Source organism: Streptomyces sp. NPDC046915 (assembly GCF_040644935.1).
In the GTDB taxonomy this organism is placed as follows: Bacteria; Actinomycetota; Actinomycetes; order Streptomycetales; family Streptomycetaceae; genus Streptomyces.
The window spans coordinates 236,034-254,140 of record NZ_JBEYXB010000014.1 but is presented as its reverse complement, the minus strand read 5'-3'; the positions used below and the strand labels follow the sequence as shown (position 1 = coordinate 254,140).

Sequence of the window (18,107 nt, the reverse complement as noted above, 5' to 3'; positions counted from 1 at the left end):
GTCGCCGACAAGGCCTACAGCTCCCGCTCTTTCCGCGCCTACCTGCGACGACGCGGCATCGCGTGCACCATCCCGGAGAAGACCGACCAGCAGCGGCACCGCCACAACCGCGGCCGCCACGGAGGCCGACCGCCGGCATTCGACCGGCAGATCTACCGCCGACGCAACGCCGTCGAACGCTGCTTCAACCAGCTCAAAGGCTTCCGTGGCATCGCCACCAGATACGACAAGACCGCCACCTCCTACGAAGCAGCGGTCAGTCTCGCGTCATTCCTGCTCTGGGCAAGATCCGTTTGAAGACGGACCCTAGTGCCGCGGCAGGCCAGACCCAGGCCCTAGCCGCGTACGCCGAAGCCGTACACCGTCTCCGAGCGGTACACCTCGTCCGGCCGCAGTTCGGTGCTGGGGAAACCGGGCTGGTGGGGGGAGTCCGGGAAGTGCTGGGTCTCGAGTGCGATGCCGGCGCCCGCCGTGAACGGGTCGCCCAGATGGTCGGCGGTGTAGAGCTGGAGGCCGGGCTCGGTCGTCGCGATCGTGAGCAGCCGCCCGGACACCGGGTCGTGCAGCTCGGCGACCTCCTCGGGGGTGTCCGTGACGCCCTTGTCGAGCACGAAGTTGTGATCGTAGCCGGAGCCGACCGCGCGGGCCGTACGGAAGTCGAAGCGGGATCCGGTGACGTCCGCCGACTCGCCGGTCGGGATCAGGTCGGCGTCGACCGGGGTGAAGCGGGAGGCGGCGAGGCGGAGTTCGTGGCCGCCCGGGGCCGTGTCGCCGCCGAGGCTGAAGTAGCTGTGGTTGGTCAGGTTCACCACGGTCGGCGCGTCCGTCACCGCCTCGTACGCGATCCGCAGCGCGCCGGACGCGTCCAGGGTGTACGTCGCCGAGATCTCCAGCCGGCCCGGGAAGCCCTCCTCGCCGTGCGGGCTGACCCGGGTCAGGCGCACCCCGTGCCCGACCGGCTCCGCCTCCCACACGCGCTTGTCGAATCCGCGTTCGCCGCCGTGCAGGCAGTTGGGGCCGTTGTTCGGCGCGAGCGCGTGCGTGTGGCCGTCGAGCGTGAAACGGGCGCCCGCGATCCGGTTGGCGTACCGGCCCACCAGGGCACCCAGATACGGCTCCGGGTGCCGGAGGTAGCCGTCGAGGCCCTCGAACCCCAGCACGACGTCCGCCGTCCGCCCCGCCCGGTCCGGGACCTCCACCGACTGCACGATCCCGCCGTACGTCAGGACCCTCACCCGTGTCCCGGCGCGCTCCAGCGTCCAGCGATGGACCTCGGTGCCGTCGGAAAGTGTGCCGAAAAGTTCGCTCATGTGGGAAACCCTAGGTCAAGAAGCCAGGGTCACGGCGCTAGGACGACGGCTCCTTCGCCGTGACCGTCCGGTACGCGATCGCCGCCAGCCGGGACTGGCCGTCCGTGCTCGGGTGGAACCAGTCCCAGCGGCTCAGCTGGCCGGTGCCGAAGCGGTAGTCGAAGACGGCGTTCCCGTCGAAGCGGCACCGCCGGTCCTTGGCGCAGACCTCCTTGAGCACCTTGTTGTAGGCCTCCACCCGCTGCTGCACCGTGTCCCGGCGCAGGGTCGCCGTGCTGGTCAGGTCGTCCGCGTCACCCAGCATCGACGGGCAGATGCCCAGCTTCCACACCTGCTTGCCCAGCGGGTTCGTCCGGCCCTCGGACCACAGCCGCTTCAGGTTCGGCACGCTCGACACGTACACCTGCGTCTTCGGCAGGGTCTCGCGCAGGGTGCTCATCGCCTCCTCGAACGAGGCCCGGAAGGCGGTCACCGAGGTCATCGCCGAGGTCGTCGCCCGGCAGGCGTCGTTCGCCCCGGCCATCACCGTCACCAACTGGGGCTTCCGGGTGACCGCCTGGGTCATCTGCCCCGGCAGGTCGGCCATCCGGGCGCCGGTCACCGCGTAGTTCCAGCTGCGCTCGGTTGCCGCGGACCGCCCCAGCAGCCGTACCGCCAGGCTGTCGACCTGCGCGCTGGTGCCGGTCGCCCAGGACACCTCGGGGCAGTCCGACAGCACCGTGCACGCGTCGAAGCCACGGGTGATGGAGTCGCCGACGGCGGCGATCGAGGAGGGGCTGCGGTCCCACACCGGGGCCGGCCTGGACGTCTTCGCCCGGGTGCCGTCCGGTGCCGGGGAGTCGCCGCGCACGGCGTCACAGCCGGCGGCCCCCAGGACGGCCGCCAGCACGACGGCGAGAGCGGCCCGTGAACGCCGGCGTCGATATCCCATGCCCAGGTCCATCCCCTTGTCGTGCCGTCATGGTCCCCAACCCATAACAACGCGCGAGGGTTCCCGACAGGTGGCATGGAACGGCTCACACCCGTACAAGCGTCCCCATGGGTGAATGGCGGGCGTTTCCTGGCCCCGGGAGCGACGGTACGTCACACTCCTTGCGCCGCCGCAGGGTAGCCTCGCCATCAACGCGGCCGTCGTGTCACTGCCGCGCAGCCCGACCGCAAGATGTCCCGCTCTGCCCGGAGGTTCCGGTGACGACACGTGGAGTTCTGTACGTGCACTCCGCGCCGCGCGCGCTGTGCCCGCACGTCGAATGGGCCGTCGCCGGGGTGCTGGGCACCCGAGTCAGCCTCGACTGGATCCGGCAGCCCGCGGCTCCCGGTACCTGGCGCTCGGAGTTCTCCTGGCAGGGCCAGGCCGGCACCGCCTCCAAGCTCGCCTCGGCGCTGCGCGGCTGGCACCTGCTGCGCTTCGAGGTGACCGCCGAGCCCTGCCCCACCGCCGAGGGCGAGCGTTACAGCTGCACCCCCGACCTCGGCATCTTCCACGCCGTCACCGGCATCCACGGCGACATCCTCATCCCCGAGGACCGCCTGCGCGCGGCACTGACGCGGTCCCAGCGCGACGAGACGGACCTGGAGGCGGAGATCGCCAAACTCCTCGGCAAGCCCTGGGACGACGAGCTCGAACCGTTCCGGTACGCGGGCGAGGGTGCCCCGGTGCGCTGGCTGCACCAGGTGGTGTGATCGCCCGCCCGGCACGCACGAGAAGGCCCCCACCAGCCGGTGGGGGCCCCTTCATGTGCGCGGCGACGCCGGTCAGATCGTCCGGAACGCCAGCACCACGTTGTGGCCGCCGAAGCCGAACGAGTCGTTCAGCGCGGCGATGCGGCCCTCGGGCAGCGGACGGGCCTCACCGCGCACGACGTCCGCGTTGACCTCGGGGTCGAGCTCGTCGAGGTTGATCGTCGGCGGAGCCAGCCGCTTGGTCAGGGCGAGGATCGACGCGACCGTCTCGATACCGCCGGCGCCACCGAGCAGGTGACCCGTCATCGACTTGGTCGCGGAGACCGCCATGTGGTCGACGTCGTCGCCGAACACCTTCCGCAGCGCCTTGATCTCGGCGACGTCACCCTGCGGCGTCGACGTGGCGTGCGCGTTCACGTGCACGACCTCGGCGGGCTTGAGGTCGGAGCTGTCCAGCAGGTTCTGGAGCGCGTGCGCGATGCCGTTGCCGGACGGCTCGGGCTGCGTGATGTGGTGGCTGTCGGCGGAGATGCCCTGGCCGACGGCCTCGACGTAGATCCGGGCGCCGCGGGCCTTCGCGTGCTCCTCGGACTCCAGGACGATCACACCGGCACCCTCGCCGAGGACGAAGCCGTCCCGGCCGGAGTCGTAGGGACGCGAGGCGCCCTGCGGGTCGTCGTTGTTCTTGGACATCGCCATCATGTTGCCGAACGCGGCGATCGGCAGCGGGTGGATGGCCGCCTCCGTGCCACCCGCGACGACGACGTCGGCGCGGCCCGTGCGGATCATCTCGATGGCGTAGCCGATGGCCTCCGCGCCCGAGGCGCAGGCCGAGACCGGGGTGTGCACACCGGCGCGCGCGCCCAGCTCGATGCCGACGTTGGCCGCCGGGGAGTTGGGCATCAGCATCGGCACGGTGTGCGGGGAGACACGGCGTACGCCCTTCTCCCGCAGAACGTCGTACTGGTCGAGCAGGGTGGTCACACCGCCGATGCCGGAGGCGATGACCGCACCCAGCCGGTCGGGGTTCACGGACGAGTCCTCACCTGCCTTGGCGGTGAAACCGGCGTCCTTCCAGGCCTCCTGAGCGGCGATCAGCGCGAACTGCGCGGACCGGTCCAGCTTGCGGGCCTGCGGGCGGGGGATGATCTCGCCCGGTTCGACGGCGATCTGCGCGGCGATCTTGACGGGCAGTTCGGCCGCCCACGCCTGCTCCAGGAGGCTGACGCCGGACTGACCGGCGATCAGGGCCTCCCAGAACGAGGCTACGTCGCCACCCAGCGGTGTGGTTGCGCCGATACCGGTGACGACCACGGTGCGATTGGTCGGGCTCACGGGAATTCTTTCTCCAACGGAATGGGGATTCAGCGGCGCCACCGCCGGGTGGCGGGGCCTAGCAGCCTGAGGGCCTAAGAGAAGGCTCAGGCCTGGTGCTTGAGGATGTAGTCGGTCGCGTCGCCCACGGTCTTGAGGTTCTTGACGTCCTCGTCCGGGATCTTGACGTCGAAGCGCTCTTCGGCGGCGACGACGACCTCGACCATGGACAGCGAGTCGACGTCCAGGTCGTCGGTGAAGGACTTGTCCAGCTGGACGTCCTCAACCGGGATGCCGGCGATCTCGTTCACGATGTCGGCGAGACCGGCGACGATCTCTTCCTGAGTGGCGGCCATGTCAGGCGCTCCTTCTTAGATATCCAGACGGTGTGTGGCGGCCCGCCGCGTCAGCGGCGGGCAGGTGCAGACCGCACCGGATGCATGATCCGGCACGGAGTGCCTAGGGGAGGGTAACGACCGTCGCGGCGTAGACGAGACCCGCCCCGAATCCGATGACGAGTGCGGTGTCGCCGCTCTTCGCCTCGCCGGTCGCCAGAAGCCGCTCCATCGCGAGCGGAATCGAGGCGGCCGAGGTGTTGCCGGTGGTGCGCACGTCGCGGGCGACCGTGACGTGTTCCGGCAGCTTGAGTGTCTTCACCATCGAGTCGATGATCCGCTCGTTGGCCTGGTGCGGAATGAAGACGTCCAGGTCGTCCGCGCTGATCCCGGCCGCGTCCAGCGCCTGCTGGGCGACCTTCGCCATCTCGAACACGGCCCAGCGGAACACCGCCTGGCCTTCCTGCGTGATCGCGGGGAACTTCTCCACCGCGCCGGCCCGGTAGTCCGTCCAGGGCACGGTCTGCTTGATGGTCTCGGACTTGTCGCCCTCCGAGCCCCAGACGGTCGGGCCGATCGCGGGCTCCCGCGACGGGCCCACCACGACCGCGCCCGCGCCGTCACCGAACAGGAAGGCCGTCGCGCGGTCCTCCAGGTCGGTCAGGTCGGACAGCCGCTCGACGCCGATGACGAGCACGTACTCCGCCGAGCCCTCGACGATCATGCCCTTGGCGAGCGTGAGGGCGTACCCGAAGCCCGCGCAGCCCGCCGAGATGTCGAAGGCCGCGGCCTTGTTCGTGCCGAGCTTGTCGGCGATCTCGGTCGCGACGGCCGGGGTCTGCTTGAAGTGCGAGACGGTCGAGACGATCACGCCGCCGATCTGCTCGGCGGAGATACCGGCGTCGGCGATGGCCTTGCCGGACGCCTCGACCGACATGGCGGCGACGGTCTCCTCGTCGTTCGCCCAGTGCCGGGTCTCGATGCCGGAGCGCGAGCGGATCCACTCGTCGGACGAGTCGATCGTCTCGAGGATCACCTCGTTGGGCACGACCCGGGTCGGGCGGTAGCCGCCCACACCGAGGATGCGCGCGTACGGGGCACCCTTGCTGGGCTTGATCTTCGCCATTCAGGGCTCCTTAGGCACCGTGCTCGGCGATGAGCGCGCGGGCCGCGTCGAGGTCGTCGGGGGTCTTCAGGGCGAGCGTCGGCACGCCGGGCAGGGCGCGCTTGGCCAGACCGGTCAGCGTGCCGCCGGGGCACACCTCGATCAGCGCGGTGACACCGAGTTCCTTGAAGGTCTCCATGCACAGGTCCCAGCGGACCGGGTTGGCGACCTGCCCCACCAGCCGCTCGAGCACCTCGGGGCCGGAGGCGACGGTCCGCCCGTCCTTGTTGGAGACGTACGTGACCTTCGGGTCGGCCGGCGCCAGGGCCGCGGCGGCCTTGGCGAGCGTCTCGACCGCGGGGGCCATGTGGTGCGTGTGGAAGGCGCCGGCGACCTTCAGCGGGACGACCTTGCGGACGCCCTCGGGCTTGTCCTCGTTCAGCGCGGCCAGCTGCTCCAGCGTGCCCGCGGCGACGATCTGGCCCGCGCCGTTGATGTTCGCCGGGGTCAGGCCGAGCTTCTCCAGGTGCGCGACGGACACCTCCGGGTCGCCGCCCAGGAGCGCCGACATGCCGGTCTCGGTGATCGCCGCGGCCTCCGCCATGGCCAGGCCGCGCCTGCGTACGAGGCCCAGCGCGGCGGTGTCGTCCAGTACGCCCGCGAAGGCGGCCGCCGTGATCTCGCCGACGCTGTGACCGGCGACCGCGCCCGGCAGCATGTCACCGAGTGCCGCGGCGGACAGGATCCCGGCCGCGACCAGCAGCGGCTGGGCCACAGAGGTGTCGCGGATGGCGTCCGCGTCGGCCTGGGTGCCGTAGTGGGCGAGGTCCAGTCCGAGGGCGTCCGACCAGGCGGCGACGCGGTCGGCGGCGCCGGGCAGTTCGAGCCAGGGAGTCAGGAAGCCAGGCGTCTGGGCGCCCTGGCCGGGAGCGACGAGTACGAGCACTCTCACACTCTCTCTTGGGGACGGCCACGGCCGCCCGTGAGGACAGGGACGAAGAACAGGAGGGGGTTTTGTAGGTCCCCGACAAAAGCCTAGGGTTGGGCATCCCCATCGGCCAGACGCCCCAGGATCAGCGCGATCCGCAGCGTGAACGCGGATCGTACATCGGAGGGCGACCAGCCGGTGACGTCAGTCACACGTCGGAGCCGGTAGCGCACGGTATTGGGGTGGACGAAAAGCATGCGCGCCGCTCCTTCCAGACTGCTCGCCTGCTCCAGATAGACGCTCAGGGTTTCCAGAAGCGCCGACCCGGCTTCCTCCAGTGGTCTGTAGATCTCCTCCACCAGCTGCTCGCGCGCCCCGGGATCTCCGGCGATGGCGCGCTCCGGAAGCAGATCGTCCGCCAACACCGGGCGCGGCGCGTCCTGCCACGCCGAACAGGCCTTCAGTCCGGCCGCCGAGGCCTGCGCGGACCGGGTCGCGGCCAGCAGATCGGGCATCACCGGCCCCGCGACGACCGGCCCCGCGGCGAACGGCCCGATGAGCGACCGGGCGACGGCCAGCGGATTGTCGCTGCCGCCCGCGATGACGACCAGCCGGTCCCCGAGCACCCCCGTCAGCACCTGGAGCTTGGCGTGGCGCGCGGCCCGCCGGATGGCCTCCACGGTCAGCTCGCTGTCCCCGTCGGGGGCGGTGCCGAGAACGACACACACATGCTCGGGCGCGTTCCACCCGAGCGCCGCGGCCCGGCTCACGGCCCCCTCGTCGGCCTCCCCGCTGAGCACCGCGTTCACGACCAGCGACTCCAGCCGGGCGTCCCAGGCACCGCGTGCCTCGGCGGCCTGGGCGTACACCTGGGCGGTGGCGAAGGCGATCTCCCGCGCGTACACGAGCAGCGCCTCGCGCAGCACCCCTTCGTCCCCGGGGGCCGCCACCTCATCGATGGCGCTCTCCATGACCTCGATGGTGGTCCGCACCATCTCCACGGTCTGCCGCAGCGTGATCGCCCGGGTCAGCTCGCGGGGCGCCGTTCCGAACACGTCCGTGGAGATCGCCTGAGGCGCGTCCGGGTGCCGGAACCACTCGGTGAAGGCGGCGATACCCGCCTGGGCCACCAGCCCGATCCAGGAACGGTTCTCCGGAGGCATCGCCCGATACCACGACAAGGTCTCGTCCATGCGCGCGATGGCCTGCGCGGCGAGACTCCCGGAGGACTTCTCCAGCCGCCTCAGGGTCGCGTGGTGCGGGTGTACGCCGGGCGTTGCGTGTCCGGTCTTGCCGGTTTCTGGTTCGGGCACGTGGACAAGACTGCCTTATCGGGACGGGCGGGTGCGCCGCCGGGTCTACGGTGGTGCCCGTGATCGACGTAAGGCGCGCCACGGAGCGCTACCACGGAGGAGACCCGGTGGCCGGGATCGACTCCCGCCACGCCTTCTCCTTCGGGCCGCACTACGACCCCGACAACCTCCGCTTCGGCGCGGTCATCGCCTGCAACGAGGAGCGGCTCGCCCCCGGCGCCGGCTTCGACGAACACCCGCACAGCCATACGGAGATCGTCACCTGGGTCGTCGAGGGCGAACTGACCCACCGCGACTCCACCGGCCACGAGACGGTCGTCCGCCCCGGCGACGTCCAGCGCCTCAGCGCGGCGTCGGGCGTCCGCCACGTCGAGCGCAACGCCGCTGCCGTGCCCCTCACCTTCATCCAGATGTGGCTGGCCCCCGCCACCCCCGGCGGCACCCCGTCCTACGAGATCGTCCACGGCATCGCCGACTCCACCCCCTACGCCGTCCCCTCCGCCGCCGCGATGCTTCACGTACGCCGCCTGACCCCGGGCGAGCGGACGGCCCTCCCGGACGCGGCGTACGTGTACGCGCACGTGGTCCGGGGCGAGATCGAACTGGCCGGAGAGAAACTGTCCCCCGGCGACTCGGCACGGCTCACCATGGCCGAGGGCCTTGAGGCGGTGGCGACGAGCACGGCGGAACTCCTGGTGTGGGAGATGACCGCGTAAGCCCCCCGGCCTATGCCCACCCACCACCCGTGCGGGTGGGCTGGAAGGCACGGGTCCCGATGATCAGCCCGTCCGGCGTTTGAGGACGAGGCCGTTCAGGCCGACGGGGTTCGGGGGCGGAGCCCCGGGCGGGGTTCGGGGGCGGAGCCCTGCGAGGGTTCGGGGGCGGAGCCCCGAGCGGGGTCCGGGGGCGGAGCCCTGCGAGGGTTCGGGGGCGGAGCCCTGCGAGGGTTCGGGGGGCGGCAGCCCCCGGCGGGGTGCAGGGGCGGCAGCCCCGCGGGGGTTCAGGGGGCGCAGCCCCCTGGCGGGGTCGAAGGGGCGGAGCCCCTGGGGACGGGAGTGGGTAAGGGCGGCGGGGGCGAAAAACGCCTCCCCGCGGGCCACGCCCGCCTCAGCCCCGCAGCTCCGCCAGCACCGCGTCCGTGAACACCGGCCACGCCTCAACCGCCCAGGGCCCGAACGCACGATCGGCCAGGGCGACCGCCGCCGCCCCCGCCACAGGGTCGATCCACAGGAACGTACCGGACTGCCCGAAATGCCCGAAGGTACGAGGCGAAGAGGAAGCCCCCGTCCAGTGCGGCGACTTCGCGTCCCGGATCTCGAACCCCAGCCCCCAGTCGTTCGGGTTCTGGTGCCCGTACCCCGGCAGCACCCCCTTCGTACCGGCGTACTGCACCGTCATCGCCTCAGCCACCGTCCGCGCATCCAGCAACCGCGGCGCCTGCACCTCCGCCGCGAACCGCAGCAGATCATCCACGGTCGACACCCCGTCCTTCGCGGGCGAGCGAGCGCCCTCCAGCGACGTCGAGCCCATCCCCAGCGGCTCCAGCACCGCCTGCCGCAGATACTCCGCGAAGGGGATGTCCGTCGCCTTGGCGACGTGATCCCCCAGCTGCTCGAACCCCGCGTTGGAGTACAGCCGCCGCTCCCCGGCCGCAGCCGTCACCCGGTGCTCGTCGAAGGCCAGCCCCGAGGTGTGCGCGAGCAGATGACGGACCGTCGAGCCGGGCGGCCCCGCCGGTTCGTCGAGCTCGATCGCCCCCTCCTCGTACGCGACGAGCACCGCGTACGCCGCCAGCGGCTTGGTGACCGAGGCCAGCGGAAGGCGCCGCCCGGCAGGCCCATGGGTCCCCAGGACCGTGCCGTCGGCCCGTACGACACCCGCCGCGGCGGTCGGCACGGGCCAGTTCTCGATCAACGCCAAGCTGTTCAACGCCATGGCCCGAGCCTATGCGGATCAGAGCGCCAGCCGCATCGAGGGGTCCGGCTTGCGCACGAAGCCCAGCGCCGCGTACAGCGGCTCGGCCTCGGCGGACGCGTTGAGGTCGGCCTGCCGGGCACCCCGCTCGCGGAACCAGCCGAGCAGCTCCTCCATGCACGCGCGCGCGTACCCCCGCCGCCGTGCGTCGGGATCGGTGGCGACGCTGAAGACGTGCCCGACCCGCCCGTGCGGATTGCCGGCCCGCCCGATCCGGTAGTCCACCGTCCCCACCGCGAGCGCGGCCAGCGCCCCCGGCCGGTCGGGGTGGTCGATCACGAAGGCCGCGAAGTCCCCGTCGGGCGCGGCGAGTCGGGCCCGCAGGGTCGGCAGGGACTCCCCGTGCCAGTCGGCGGCACCGTCGTCCCCCGGTCCCTTCGCGAAGACGGAGTCGATCATGACCTGGCGCAGCCGCAGCACTTCGGCGGCGTCCTCGGGCGTGGCACGGCGTACAAGACTCATGGCCCGCACGCTAACGACCGGACCCCCGCTCCGTCTCCGGATTTCTTACCGGTTTCCGCTTGCTTGGAGTGCACTCCAAGGCCATAGCGTGGGGGCCATGACGGTGATGCAGACCACGCCAGCGGCCACCGAGCGAGAAGCGAACCACCCCGCCGACATCTGCTCCGCCCCACCGCGGCGGCACCCACGCCCCGACGGCCAGGACAGATACACGATCAGCGAGGTCGTGGCCTTCACCGGCCTCACCGCCCACACCCTGCGCTGGTACGAGCGGATCGGCCTGATGTCCCACATCGACCGCTCGCACACCGGCCAGCGCCGCTACTGCAACCGCGACCTGGACTGGCTGGACTTCGTGACCAAGCTGCGCCTGACCGGCATGCCGGTCGCCGACATGGTCCGGTACGCCGAGCTGGTGCGCGAGGGCGACAGCACGTTCGAGGAGCGGCAGGAGCTGCTGGAGGCGACCCGGCGGGACGTGCTGACGCGGATCGCCGAACTGCGGGACACACTGTCCGTACTCGACCGGAAGATCAGTTTCTACGCGGACGCGGGACGCGTCCATGCCACGGGGAGCAATCGATGACCGACAGCAGGATCCCGACCGTACGACTCGGCGAGACCGGCCCGGAGGTGAGTGCCCAGGGCCTCGGCTGCATGGGCATGAGCGCCGCGTACGGCCCGGCGGACGCGGGGGAGGCCAGGGCCGCCCTGGAGCGTGCGCTGGAGCTGGGCGTGACGCTCTACGACACCGCGGACATGTACGGCTCCGGGGAGAACGAGCGGTTCCTCGCCCCGTTCTTCAAGGCGCACCGCGACGAGGTCGTCGTCGCCACCAAGTTCGCCTTCTTCATCCCGCCGGACGATCCGAACAAGCGGCTCATCCGCAACGACCCGCCGTACATCCGCCAGGCCGTCGAGGCGAGCCTGAAGCGGCTGGACGTCGACGTCATCGACCTCTACTACATGCACCGCCGCGATGTGAACGTCCCCATCGAGGAGACCGTCGGCACGATGGCCGACCTGGTGCGCGAGGGCAAGGTCAAGCACCTCGGCCTGAGCGAGGTCACCGCCGGCGAGCTGCGCGCGGCCCAGGGCGTGCACCCGATCGCCGCCGTGCAGTCGGAGTGGTCGCTGTTCAGCCGTGACATCGAGGCGAACGTGGTGCCGGCGGCCGCCGAACTGGGCGTGGCCCTGGTGCCGTACTCCCCGCTGGGCCGGGGCTTCCTGACGGGCTCCTTCGCCAACGCCGAGAAGGACCTGACGGACGGCGACTTCCGCCGCCACCAGCCCCGCTTCACCGGCGAGAACGCGGCGGCCAACTCGGCCCTCCTGGAGCCGATCCGCGAGATCGCCGCCACCCACGGCGTCTCCCTCGCCCAGGTCGCCCTCGCCTGGACCCACCAGCGAGCCGCCGTCCACGACCTCCCGGTGGTCCCGATCCCCGGCACGACCAAGCGACACCGCGTGGAGGAGAACGCGAAGGCGACGACCCTCAAGCTGACCGACGAGGAACTGTCCCTCCTGGAGCCGATAGCAGCAAAGGTCGCAGGAGACCGCTACGCGGACATGTCGTTCTCTTCAGCAGGCCGGGAGTGATCAGCGCCCCGAAAGGGGCGCGGGGCTGTATCGATATGCGGCTCCGCCGCGTGGGCGCGAGCAACCCAAAAGGACTCGCACCCGACATATCGCCGCACCCGGCAAGCGATTGGTCGCACCGGCTAAAGCTCCGCCAGGAGCTCCGCCTTCTTGAAGGAGAACTCCTCGTCCGTCACCAACCCCGCCTCATGCAGCTCCCCGAGATGCCGGATCCGCTCCGCGATGTCGGCAGGGTCGCGGCGCGCCGCCGCAGAGGAGACAACGGCCCCCGGCCGCCGATCCCGCACCGCCGCCAACACCGCCGCAGCGAACGGCAATGACTCGTGCACGGGCCCGTATCCGAGCCCGAACACCACCGCCGCCGGATCCTGGTCCGGCGGCGTGGGCCGCTCGTTCGCCGAGTGGCGGGGCACCAGGCGGAGATGGCCTTGGAGGACGTCGGGCGAGCGCCACTCGACGTCGCCCAGGTCGGCGACCGGGAAGCTCTGGTCGCCGGCCTTCCACTTGGCCGTGGACGCGCCCGTCCAGAACCACCGGAACCGTACCGAGGTGCCGTCGAAGAACGCCTTGCCGTCGTACGCCTTGAACTGGAGCGGTCCCGAGGGCGCCGTCACCAGGTGCCGGTCCACCGGCCCGGACTCGGTGAGCAGCCCCCGCAGTTCGTCGGCGTAGTACTCGGCGAGCGTCTCCCGCTCGGCGGGCAGCACCAGCCGGTACGGGTCGTAGGCGTCCTTCAGTTGCCCGGCGGCCGCCTCGATCAGCGGATCGGCGCCGGGGCGGGGCACGGCCCGCAGTACGACGGTCCCGCGCCGGCCGGGAGTGAGCGTCACCTCTTCGAGCGCCGCCAGGGGGACGAGCCGTTCGCCCAACGCCTGGAACAGCTTGGGTGTTCGAATCCCCCGTTCGTAACGGATGCGCACGGAGTCGGACTCGAACTCCCAGGCGGCATGAAATCCGGCCAGTACGTCACCCATGCGGCTCATCGTAAGCGGCACCGGCTCCTCACGTCCCTCCCCGCGCGGACCGCACTTCCTGCTGTCTCTACGCGCGTCCGGCCGTCGTCGTAGCGGACAAACCGTCCCGGCACCCGGCATCGTCATGGGCGCACAGCACCGAGTCGTACGCGCCGACCCCGATGTCGGCGAAGTTGCGCAGGCTGTCCGTGCCCGGCTCGAAATAACCGGCGTGACCCCTGGCGTCCTGGGCCGACAGCACCCGCGCGCCGAACGCCGTGGAGACCGGGTCGGCGCCGTGTCCGAGCCCGCCGACCTCGAGGTAGGGCACGTCCTGGATCCAGTCGGAGGCGTCCCGCATCGCCCACACCCGGGCTCCGGTGCCCAGGCGGGAGGCCTGGGAGGCGTGCATGCCGGGGCTGGCGGCCACGGCTATGTCGGCCACCCGGCGCGGCATCTCGTGCGCGGCGACCCCGCACAGCACGGAGCCGTAGCTGTGGCAGAAGGTGGTGACGGGTGCGCTGCCGGGCAGCGCGCGCAGCAGCGCGTTCAGGCGTACGGCGCCGTCCTCGGCGCGCATCGCCGTGGCCGCGTCCACGCCGAGCCCGCTGGGCGCGGTGTAGTCGGCCCAGGCGATCACGGCCGTCCGGGTCGTGGGGCTCGCGGTGCGCTCGGCCGCGTACAGGGCCTCGGCCATGCCGACCGGCGCGGTGTACCTGCGGTTCGTCCGCTGGAAGGTGAGCAGGTCGGTGTCGACGCCCGGGACGACGACGGAGATCCGCTCGGCCTTGTCGAGGTTGCCGAACACCTCGGCGATCCGGCCCGAGCCGTCGGGGTCGAAGGCGAGGATCTGCCGGCCCTTGCTCATCAGCGACTCGAAGCGGTGCATGCGGCGGCCCGCCTGCTGCTGCCCGACGGGGGAGAGCCGGCTGTCGTGCATGCGCTTCTTCTCCACCTTGCGCTGCTTCTTCAGCGCGATGCGGTTGGCCCGGTAGCGCAGCTCGACGGGGGCGCCGTTCATGTTGCCGACCGCGAGCGGGTAGCTGTGGGCGAGGCCGGCGCGCTGCCGCTCGGTGAGCGAGACGAAGAAGCGGGCGAGCCGGGCGGGACTCTCGTCCGGGTCCGGCAGCCGGTGCCCGCCGACGCGGCCGTGCTCCCAGGCGGAGAGCGAGGCCTGTAGGGGGGTGGTCTCCCGGTGCCCGCGCAGGGCGGTCCAGCCGGTGGTCGCGAGCATCACGAACACGACGGCCAGAGCGAGCAGTGCGCGCCAGACGTTGAGTTGCGGGGAGGTGTCGAAGGAAGTCACTGGGAGGACACACTAAGAGAACGGGAGGGTCTCGCGGTAACCGAGTGACAGGGATCACGTTTCGGTAGGTGTGACGGGGGACTCAGACGGATCGCCAGTTCCCGGCCAGCGCGGGCCCGACCTGCTCCAGGTAGGCGGCGGTGAGCTCGCGGATCGCCTCGATACTGCACTCCTCGCCCACCGCCCAGGTCCGTTGAGTGACGCGCATCACTCCACCGAACAGGGCCACCAGGAGGCGCGGGCGCGGATCGGCGTCCACGTCGAGGCCCTCGCGCTCGGCGATGATCCCCGCGATCTCCTCCTCCAGTTCCACCTGGCGCCGCAGGTGGGCGGCGAGCAGGGCGGGCGTGGCCTCGATCATCCGGTAGGCGCGCAGGTGGAGTTCGACCGGTACGACCTGCTCGATGGCCTCCCCGATGGTGTCCCAGCTCGCCATGACGGCCTGCCGCAGCGTCTCCAGCGGGGCCTCGTGCGGCGGGCGTTCGCGTACGGCCCGGACGTAGTGGGACTCCGCGAGCCGGGTGACGCAGAAGGCCGCGTCCTCCTTGCCGGCGAAGTAGCGGAAGAAGGTGCGCTGCGAGACGTCGACGGCCTCGGCGATCTCGTCGACGGTCGTGTGCTCGTACCCCTGGGTGAGGAACAGTTCGAGCGCGGCGCGCAGCAGGGCGTCCCGGGTGCGCCGTTTCTTGCGCTCGCGCAGCCCCGCTTCACTCATGTGCTTCTCCCCGTAACTGAAATGTTTTGTCAATTGTCAGCGGCTGACACTAGCCTCGCGCGTATGACTAGTCAGACCATCGACTCGACGGGGCCGGGGGACAAGGCACCGGAAGCCCCGTCGGAACCGACCCCGGCCGGCGGGCTGCGCGGTCACCCGTGGTTCACCCTGATCACCGTGGCCGTGGGCGTCATGATGGTGGCCCTCGACGGCACCATCGTGGCGATCGCCAACCCGGCCATCCAGAAGGACCTCGGCGCCACCTTCGCGCAGGTCCAGTGGATCACCAACGGTTACTTCCTCGCCCTCGCGGTGTCCCTGATCACCGCGGGCAAGCTCGGCGACCGGTTCGGCCACCGGCAGACCTTCCTGATCGGCGTCGTCGGCTTCGCCGCCGCCTCGGGCGCCATCGGCCTGTCCAGCAGCATCGCCGCGGTCGTCACCTTCCGCGTCTTCCAGGGGCTGTTCGGCGCGCTGCTGATGCCGGCCGCCCTCGGCCTGCTGCGGGCCACCTTCCCGGCCGACAAGCTCAACATGGCGATCGGCATCTGGGGCATGGTCATCGGCGCCTCCACCGCGGGCGGCCCGATCCTCGGCGGTGTCCTGGTCGAGCACGTCAACTGGCAGTCGGTGTTCTTCATCAACGTGCCGGTCGGTCTCCTCGCCCTCACCCTCGGCCTGCTGATCCTGCGGGACCACCGCGCCGAGAACGCGCCCCGCTCCTTCGACATCCTCGGCATCGCCCTGCTCTCCGGTGCGATGTTCTGCCTGGTCTGGGCGCTCATCAAGGCGCCCGCCTGGGGCTGGGGCGACGCGAAGACGTGGGGCTTCATCGTCGCGTCCGCGGTGCTCTTCGCCGTGTTCTCCTTCTGGGAGACGAGGGTGAAGGAGCCGCTGATCCCGCTGGGCCTGTTCCGCTCGGTGCCGCTGTCGGCGGGCGTGGTCCTGATGGTCCTGATGGCCATCGCGTTCATGGGCGGCCTGTTCTTCGTCACGTTCTACCTCCAGAACGTGCACGGGATGAGCCCGATCGACGCCGGTCTCCACCTGCTCCCGCTCACCGGCATGATGATCGTCGGCTCCCCGCTCGCCGGCGCCATGATCACCAAGCTGGGCCCGCGCATCCCGCTCGCCGGCGGCATGGCGGCCACCACGATCGCCATGTACGGCATGTCCACGCTTCAGACGGACACCGGCAGCGCCGTCATGTCCCTCTGGTTCGCCCTGCTGGGCCTCGGCCTCGCGCCCGTCATGGTCGGCGCCACGGAGGTCATCGTCGGCAACGCCCCGATGGAGCTCTCCGGTGTGGCCGGCGGTCTCCAGCAGGCCGCGATGCAGATCGGCGGCAGCCTCGGCACGGCCGTGCTGGGCGCCGTGATGGCCTCCAAGGTCGACAGCGACCTGCCGGGCAACTGGACCGGCGCGGGGCTGCCCGAGCTCACCCCCGCGCAGCTGGACCAGGCCTCCGAGGCGGTCCAGGTCGGTGTGGCGCCGGTGGCCAAGGGCACGCCGCAGCCGCTGGTCGAGAAGATCACCGCCGTCGCGCACGACACCTTCATCTCCGGCATGAGCCTGGCGTCCCTGGTTGCGGCGGGTGTGGCCGCGGTGGCCATCCTGGTCGCCCTGCTCACCAAGCGCGGCGAGAACGCGGAGGCGGGCGCGGGCGTGGGCCACATCTAGCGCGCCGCATCTGGCGCGCCGCTTCTCCCGGGCGAAGTTCCCCTATCAGGGTGACTCCGCTAAAGATTCCTCGCCCCCGGCACGCGCCGCAGGTCACAGTGGGTCAAGTCCTCCGCAGGGCATGGGAGGACACCCGGGCCGCTGCGCGCTGCTGGAGGGGGGCAGCGCGCAGGTCTGGGGACGCGGAACAGGGGTACCCGAGCATCGAACCCGAACAGTCCATGAGCGACCAGGGAGTTGATGATGGCGGGATTCGGGCACGGAACGCGCAGGTACCCCCGTTCACGCGGCCGGACGTGGCAGCGGAGCGGGCCGGATCGCGCGACGCTCGGAATCATCGGGACCATATGCGCGGTCGCCGGCTTCTTCACCCTGGGCATCATCCTCGGCCCGGTGGCAGTCGTCTGCGGCTGGCTGGCGATGGGCCGCGCATGGTCGTCCGACCGCGGCATCCCCGCTCTGGTGGCCCTGGTGCTGGGCGCCATCGACACCCTGCTGGCCATCATCTGGCTGGCGGGGTCGGCGACGATGGGCAACGGGTTCTTCTGAGCGGCGGTCTCCGGGGGCCCTGCCCCCGGACCCCCGTTCGCCCCGGCTGACCCGGGTCCCGTTCGGCCCGGCTAACGCGGCTGCTCCTCACCGACCCGCTCCCGCCCGGCCAGCGCCGCGACCTCGGCCCGCAGCAGGCGGACCTCCTCCGTCAGGGTCTCGATCGCCTCCGTCTGCCGCTGTTCCTCGAGGTCGTCCTTGGCGAACTGCCCGATGAACCACGCGGCGATGTTCGCGGTGACGACACCGAGCAGCGCGATCCCCGACAGCATCAGCCCGACCGCGATCATGCGCCCGAGCCCGGTCGTCGGCGCGTGGTCCCCGTACCCCACGGTCGTCATCGTGGTGAACGACCACCACACCGCGTCACCCAGCGTCCGGATGTTCCCCCGCGGTGACTCCCGCTCCACGGACAGCACCGCGAGCGAGCCGAACATCAGCAACCCCACCACCGCACCGGCGACATACGTCGTCAGCCGGATCTGCGAGGCCATCCGCGCCCGCCGCCCCACCAGCAGCAGCGTCGACACCATCCGCAGCAGCCGCAGGGGTTGCAGCATGGGCAGCACCACCGCGCACAGGTCCGGCCAGTGCGTCCGTACGAACTCCCCGCGCCGCGGGGCGAGCGCCAGCCGTATCAGGTAGTCGGTGGCGAACGCCGCCCACACCACCCACTCCGTGGCCGTGCACAGGACCGTCAGGGACCGGTTCGCCGAACTGTCCACGATCGGCACGGCATAGGCGACGGCGAAGGCCACCGCGAGCGCGAGCAGGGGCCGTTGGGTGTGCCGTTCCCAGCGTGCTTGCACCGATTGCTGCTCCATGACCGCATCGTAAAGAAACGGTAAGGGCGGTGGAGATTCGAACTCCACCGCCCTGAT

Annotated in this window: 20 protein-coding genes; 7 read left to right on the top strand and 13 right to left on the bottom strand. The window is 71.1% G+C overall.

The genetic code is table 11. The features are described from left to right. On the top strand, positions 1-297 hold a 297-nt coding region (locus tag ABZ915_RS32525), incomplete at its 5' end, for a transposase (RefSeq protein ID WP_361810644.1). A 38-nt stretch (positions 298-335) separates the two neighbouring features. On the opposite strand, the gene ABZ915_RS32520 is transcribed toward ABZ915_RS32525, so the two are convergent. Continuing rightward, positions 336-1,310, bottom strand: coding sequence for an aldose epimerase family protein (locus ABZ915_RS32520; protein WP_361810642.1), 975 nt, complete (start codon positions 1,308-1,310; stop codon positions 336-338). A gap of 37 nt (positions 1,311-1,347) precedes the next feature. Then, positions 1,348-2,241: an SGNH/GDSL hydrolase family protein gene (locus ABZ915_RS32515; protein WP_361810640.1), complete on the bottom strand. Its 894-nt coding sequence runs from the start codon at positions 2,239-2,241 to the stop codon at positions 1,348-1,350. Between the two features lie 257 nt (positions 2,242-2,498). On the opposite strand from ABZ915_RS32515, the gene ABZ915_RS32510 reads away from it, so the two are divergent. Continuing rightward, positions 2,499-2,993 carry a DUF3145 domain-containing protein gene (locus ABZ915_RS32510; RefSeq protein ID WP_132851096.1) on the top strand — a complete coding sequence of 165 codons (495 nt, stop codon included), beginning with the start codon at positions 2,499-2,501 and terminating at the stop codon, positions 2,991-2,993. A gap of 72 nt (positions 2,994-3,065) precedes the next feature. Here the strand turns inward: ABZ915_RS32510 and fabF are convergent, their stop codons facing one another. The 5 genes from fabF to ABZ915_RS32485 all read right to left on the bottom strand — a co-directional run bounded on the left by fabF (position 3,066) and on the right by ABZ915_RS32485 (position 7,988). Beyond that, positions 3,066-4,328 (bottom strand): beta-ketoacyl-ACP synthase II, encoded by a 1,263-nt coding sequence (gene fabF, locus ABZ915_RS32505; protein WP_361810637.1) that lies wholly within the window; start codon positions 4,326-4,328, stop codon positions 3,066-3,068. 86 nt (positions 4,329-4,414) lie between these two features. Beyond that, on the bottom strand, positions 4,415-4,663 hold the full coding sequence (locus tag ABZ915_RS32500; protein ID WP_015660680.1) for an acyl carrier protein: 249 nt from the start codon (positions 4,661-4,663) through the stop codon (positions 4,415-4,417). A 103-nt stretch (positions 4,664-4,766) separates the two neighbouring features. Further along, entirely contained in the window at positions 4,767-5,768 is a 1,002-nt protein-coding gene (locus ABZ915_RS32495) for a ketoacyl-ACP synthase III (protein WP_361810635.1), read from the bottom strand. Positions 5,769-5,778: 10 nt separating this feature from the next. Next, positions 5,779-6,693 carry an ACP S-malonyltransferase gene (locus ABZ915_RS32490; protein ID WP_361810633.1) on the bottom strand — a complete coding sequence of 305 codons (915 nt, stop codon included), beginning with the start codon at positions 6,691-6,693 and terminating at the stop codon, positions 5,779-5,781. A gap of 89 nt (positions 6,694-6,782) precedes the next feature. Beyond that, positions 6,783-7,988, bottom strand: coding sequence for a helix-turn-helix domain-containing protein (locus ABZ915_RS32485; protein WP_361810631.1), 1,206 nt, complete (start codon positions 7,986-7,988; stop codon positions 6,783-6,785). A 50-nt stretch (positions 7,989-8,038) separates the two neighbouring features. On the opposite strand from ABZ915_RS32485, the gene ABZ915_RS32480 reads away from it, so the two are divergent. Then, entirely contained in the window at positions 8,039-8,704 is a 666-nt protein-coding gene (locus tag ABZ915_RS32480; protein ID WP_361810629.1) for a pirin family protein, read from the top strand. A gap of 391 nt (positions 8,705-9,095) precedes the next feature. Here the strand turns inward: ABZ915_RS32480 and ABZ915_RS32475 are convergent, their stop codons facing one another. After that, positions 9,096-9,923, bottom strand: coding sequence for a serine hydrolase domain-containing protein (locus ABZ915_RS32475; RefSeq protein ID WP_361810627.1), 828 nt, complete (start codon positions 9,921-9,923; stop codon positions 9,096-9,098). 18 nt (positions 9,924-9,941) lie between these two features. Beyond that, positions 9,942-10,424 carry a GNAT family N-acetyltransferase gene (locus tag ABZ915_RS32470; RefSeq protein WP_361810625.1) on the bottom strand — a complete coding sequence of 161 codons (483 nt, stop codon included), beginning with the start codon at positions 10,422-10,424 and terminating at the stop codon, positions 9,942-9,944. Between the two features lie 97 nt (positions 10,425-10,521). Here ABZ915_RS32470 and ABZ915_RS32465 point away from each other — a divergent pair, with 97 nt between their 5' ends. Together ABZ915_RS32465 and ABZ915_RS32460 are read left to right on the top strand one after the other, a co-directional pair. Next, complete coding sequence (locus tag ABZ915_RS32465; RefSeq protein ID WP_361810623.1) at positions 10,522-11,010, top strand: MerR family transcriptional regulator; 489 nt, start codon at positions 10,522-10,524, stop codon at positions 11,008-11,010. Next, positions 11,007-12,023 (top strand): aldo/keto reductase, encoded by a 1,017-nt coding sequence (locus ABZ915_RS32460; RefSeq protein WP_361810622.1) that lies wholly within the window; start codon positions 11,007-11,009, stop codon positions 12,021-12,023. The genes ABZ915_RS32465 and ABZ915_RS32460 overlap by 4 nt, the downstream gene beginning before the upstream one ends. Before the next feature lie 122 nt (positions 12,024-12,145). Here ABZ915_RS32460 and ABZ915_RS32455 read toward each other — a convergent pair whose 3' ends face one another. The 3 genes from ABZ915_RS32455 to ABZ915_RS32445 form a co-directional block, all read right to left on the bottom strand. Beyond that, positions 12,146-12,997, bottom strand: a complete 852-nt coding sequence (locus ABZ915_RS32455; protein ID WP_361810621.1) for a DUF4429 domain-containing protein — start codon at positions 12,995-12,997, stop codon at positions 12,146-12,148. Positions 12,998-13,064: 67 nt separating this feature from the next. Further along, complete coding sequence (locus ABZ915_RS32450) at positions 13,065-14,282, bottom strand: alpha/beta hydrolase (protein ID WP_361810620.1); 1,218 nt, start codon at positions 14,280-14,282, stop codon at positions 13,065-13,067. An 82-nt stretch (positions 14,283-14,364) separates the two neighbouring features. Beyond that, positions 14,365-14,997: a TetR family transcriptional regulator gene (locus tag ABZ915_RS32445; protein ID WP_361810618.1), complete on the bottom strand. Its 633-nt coding sequence runs from the start codon at positions 14,995-14,997 to the stop codon at positions 14,365-14,367. Between the two features lie 63 nt (positions 14,998-15,060). Between ABZ915_RS32445 and ABZ915_RS32440 the strand changes: the two genes are divergently transcribed. Both ABZ915_RS32440 and ABZ915_RS32435 read left to right on the top strand, forming a co-directional pair. Next, entirely contained in the window at positions 15,061-16,677 is a 1,617-nt protein-coding gene (locus ABZ915_RS32440; protein ID WP_361810616.1) for an MFS transporter, read from the top strand. A 240-nt stretch (positions 16,678-16,917) separates the two neighbouring features. Then, complete coding sequence (locus ABZ915_RS32435) at positions 16,918-17,226, top strand: small hydrophobic protein (protein ID WP_361810614.1); 309 nt, start codon at positions 16,918-16,920, stop codon at positions 17,224-17,226. Positions 17,227-17,297: 71 nt separating this feature from the next. Here ABZ915_RS32435 and ABZ915_RS32430 read toward each other — a convergent pair whose 3' ends face one another. Continuing rightward, entirely contained in the window at positions 17,298-18,050 is a 753-nt protein-coding gene (locus ABZ915_RS32430) for a potassium channel family protein (protein WP_361810613.1), read from the bottom strand. Positions 18,051-18,107 lie beyond the last annotated feature (57 nt).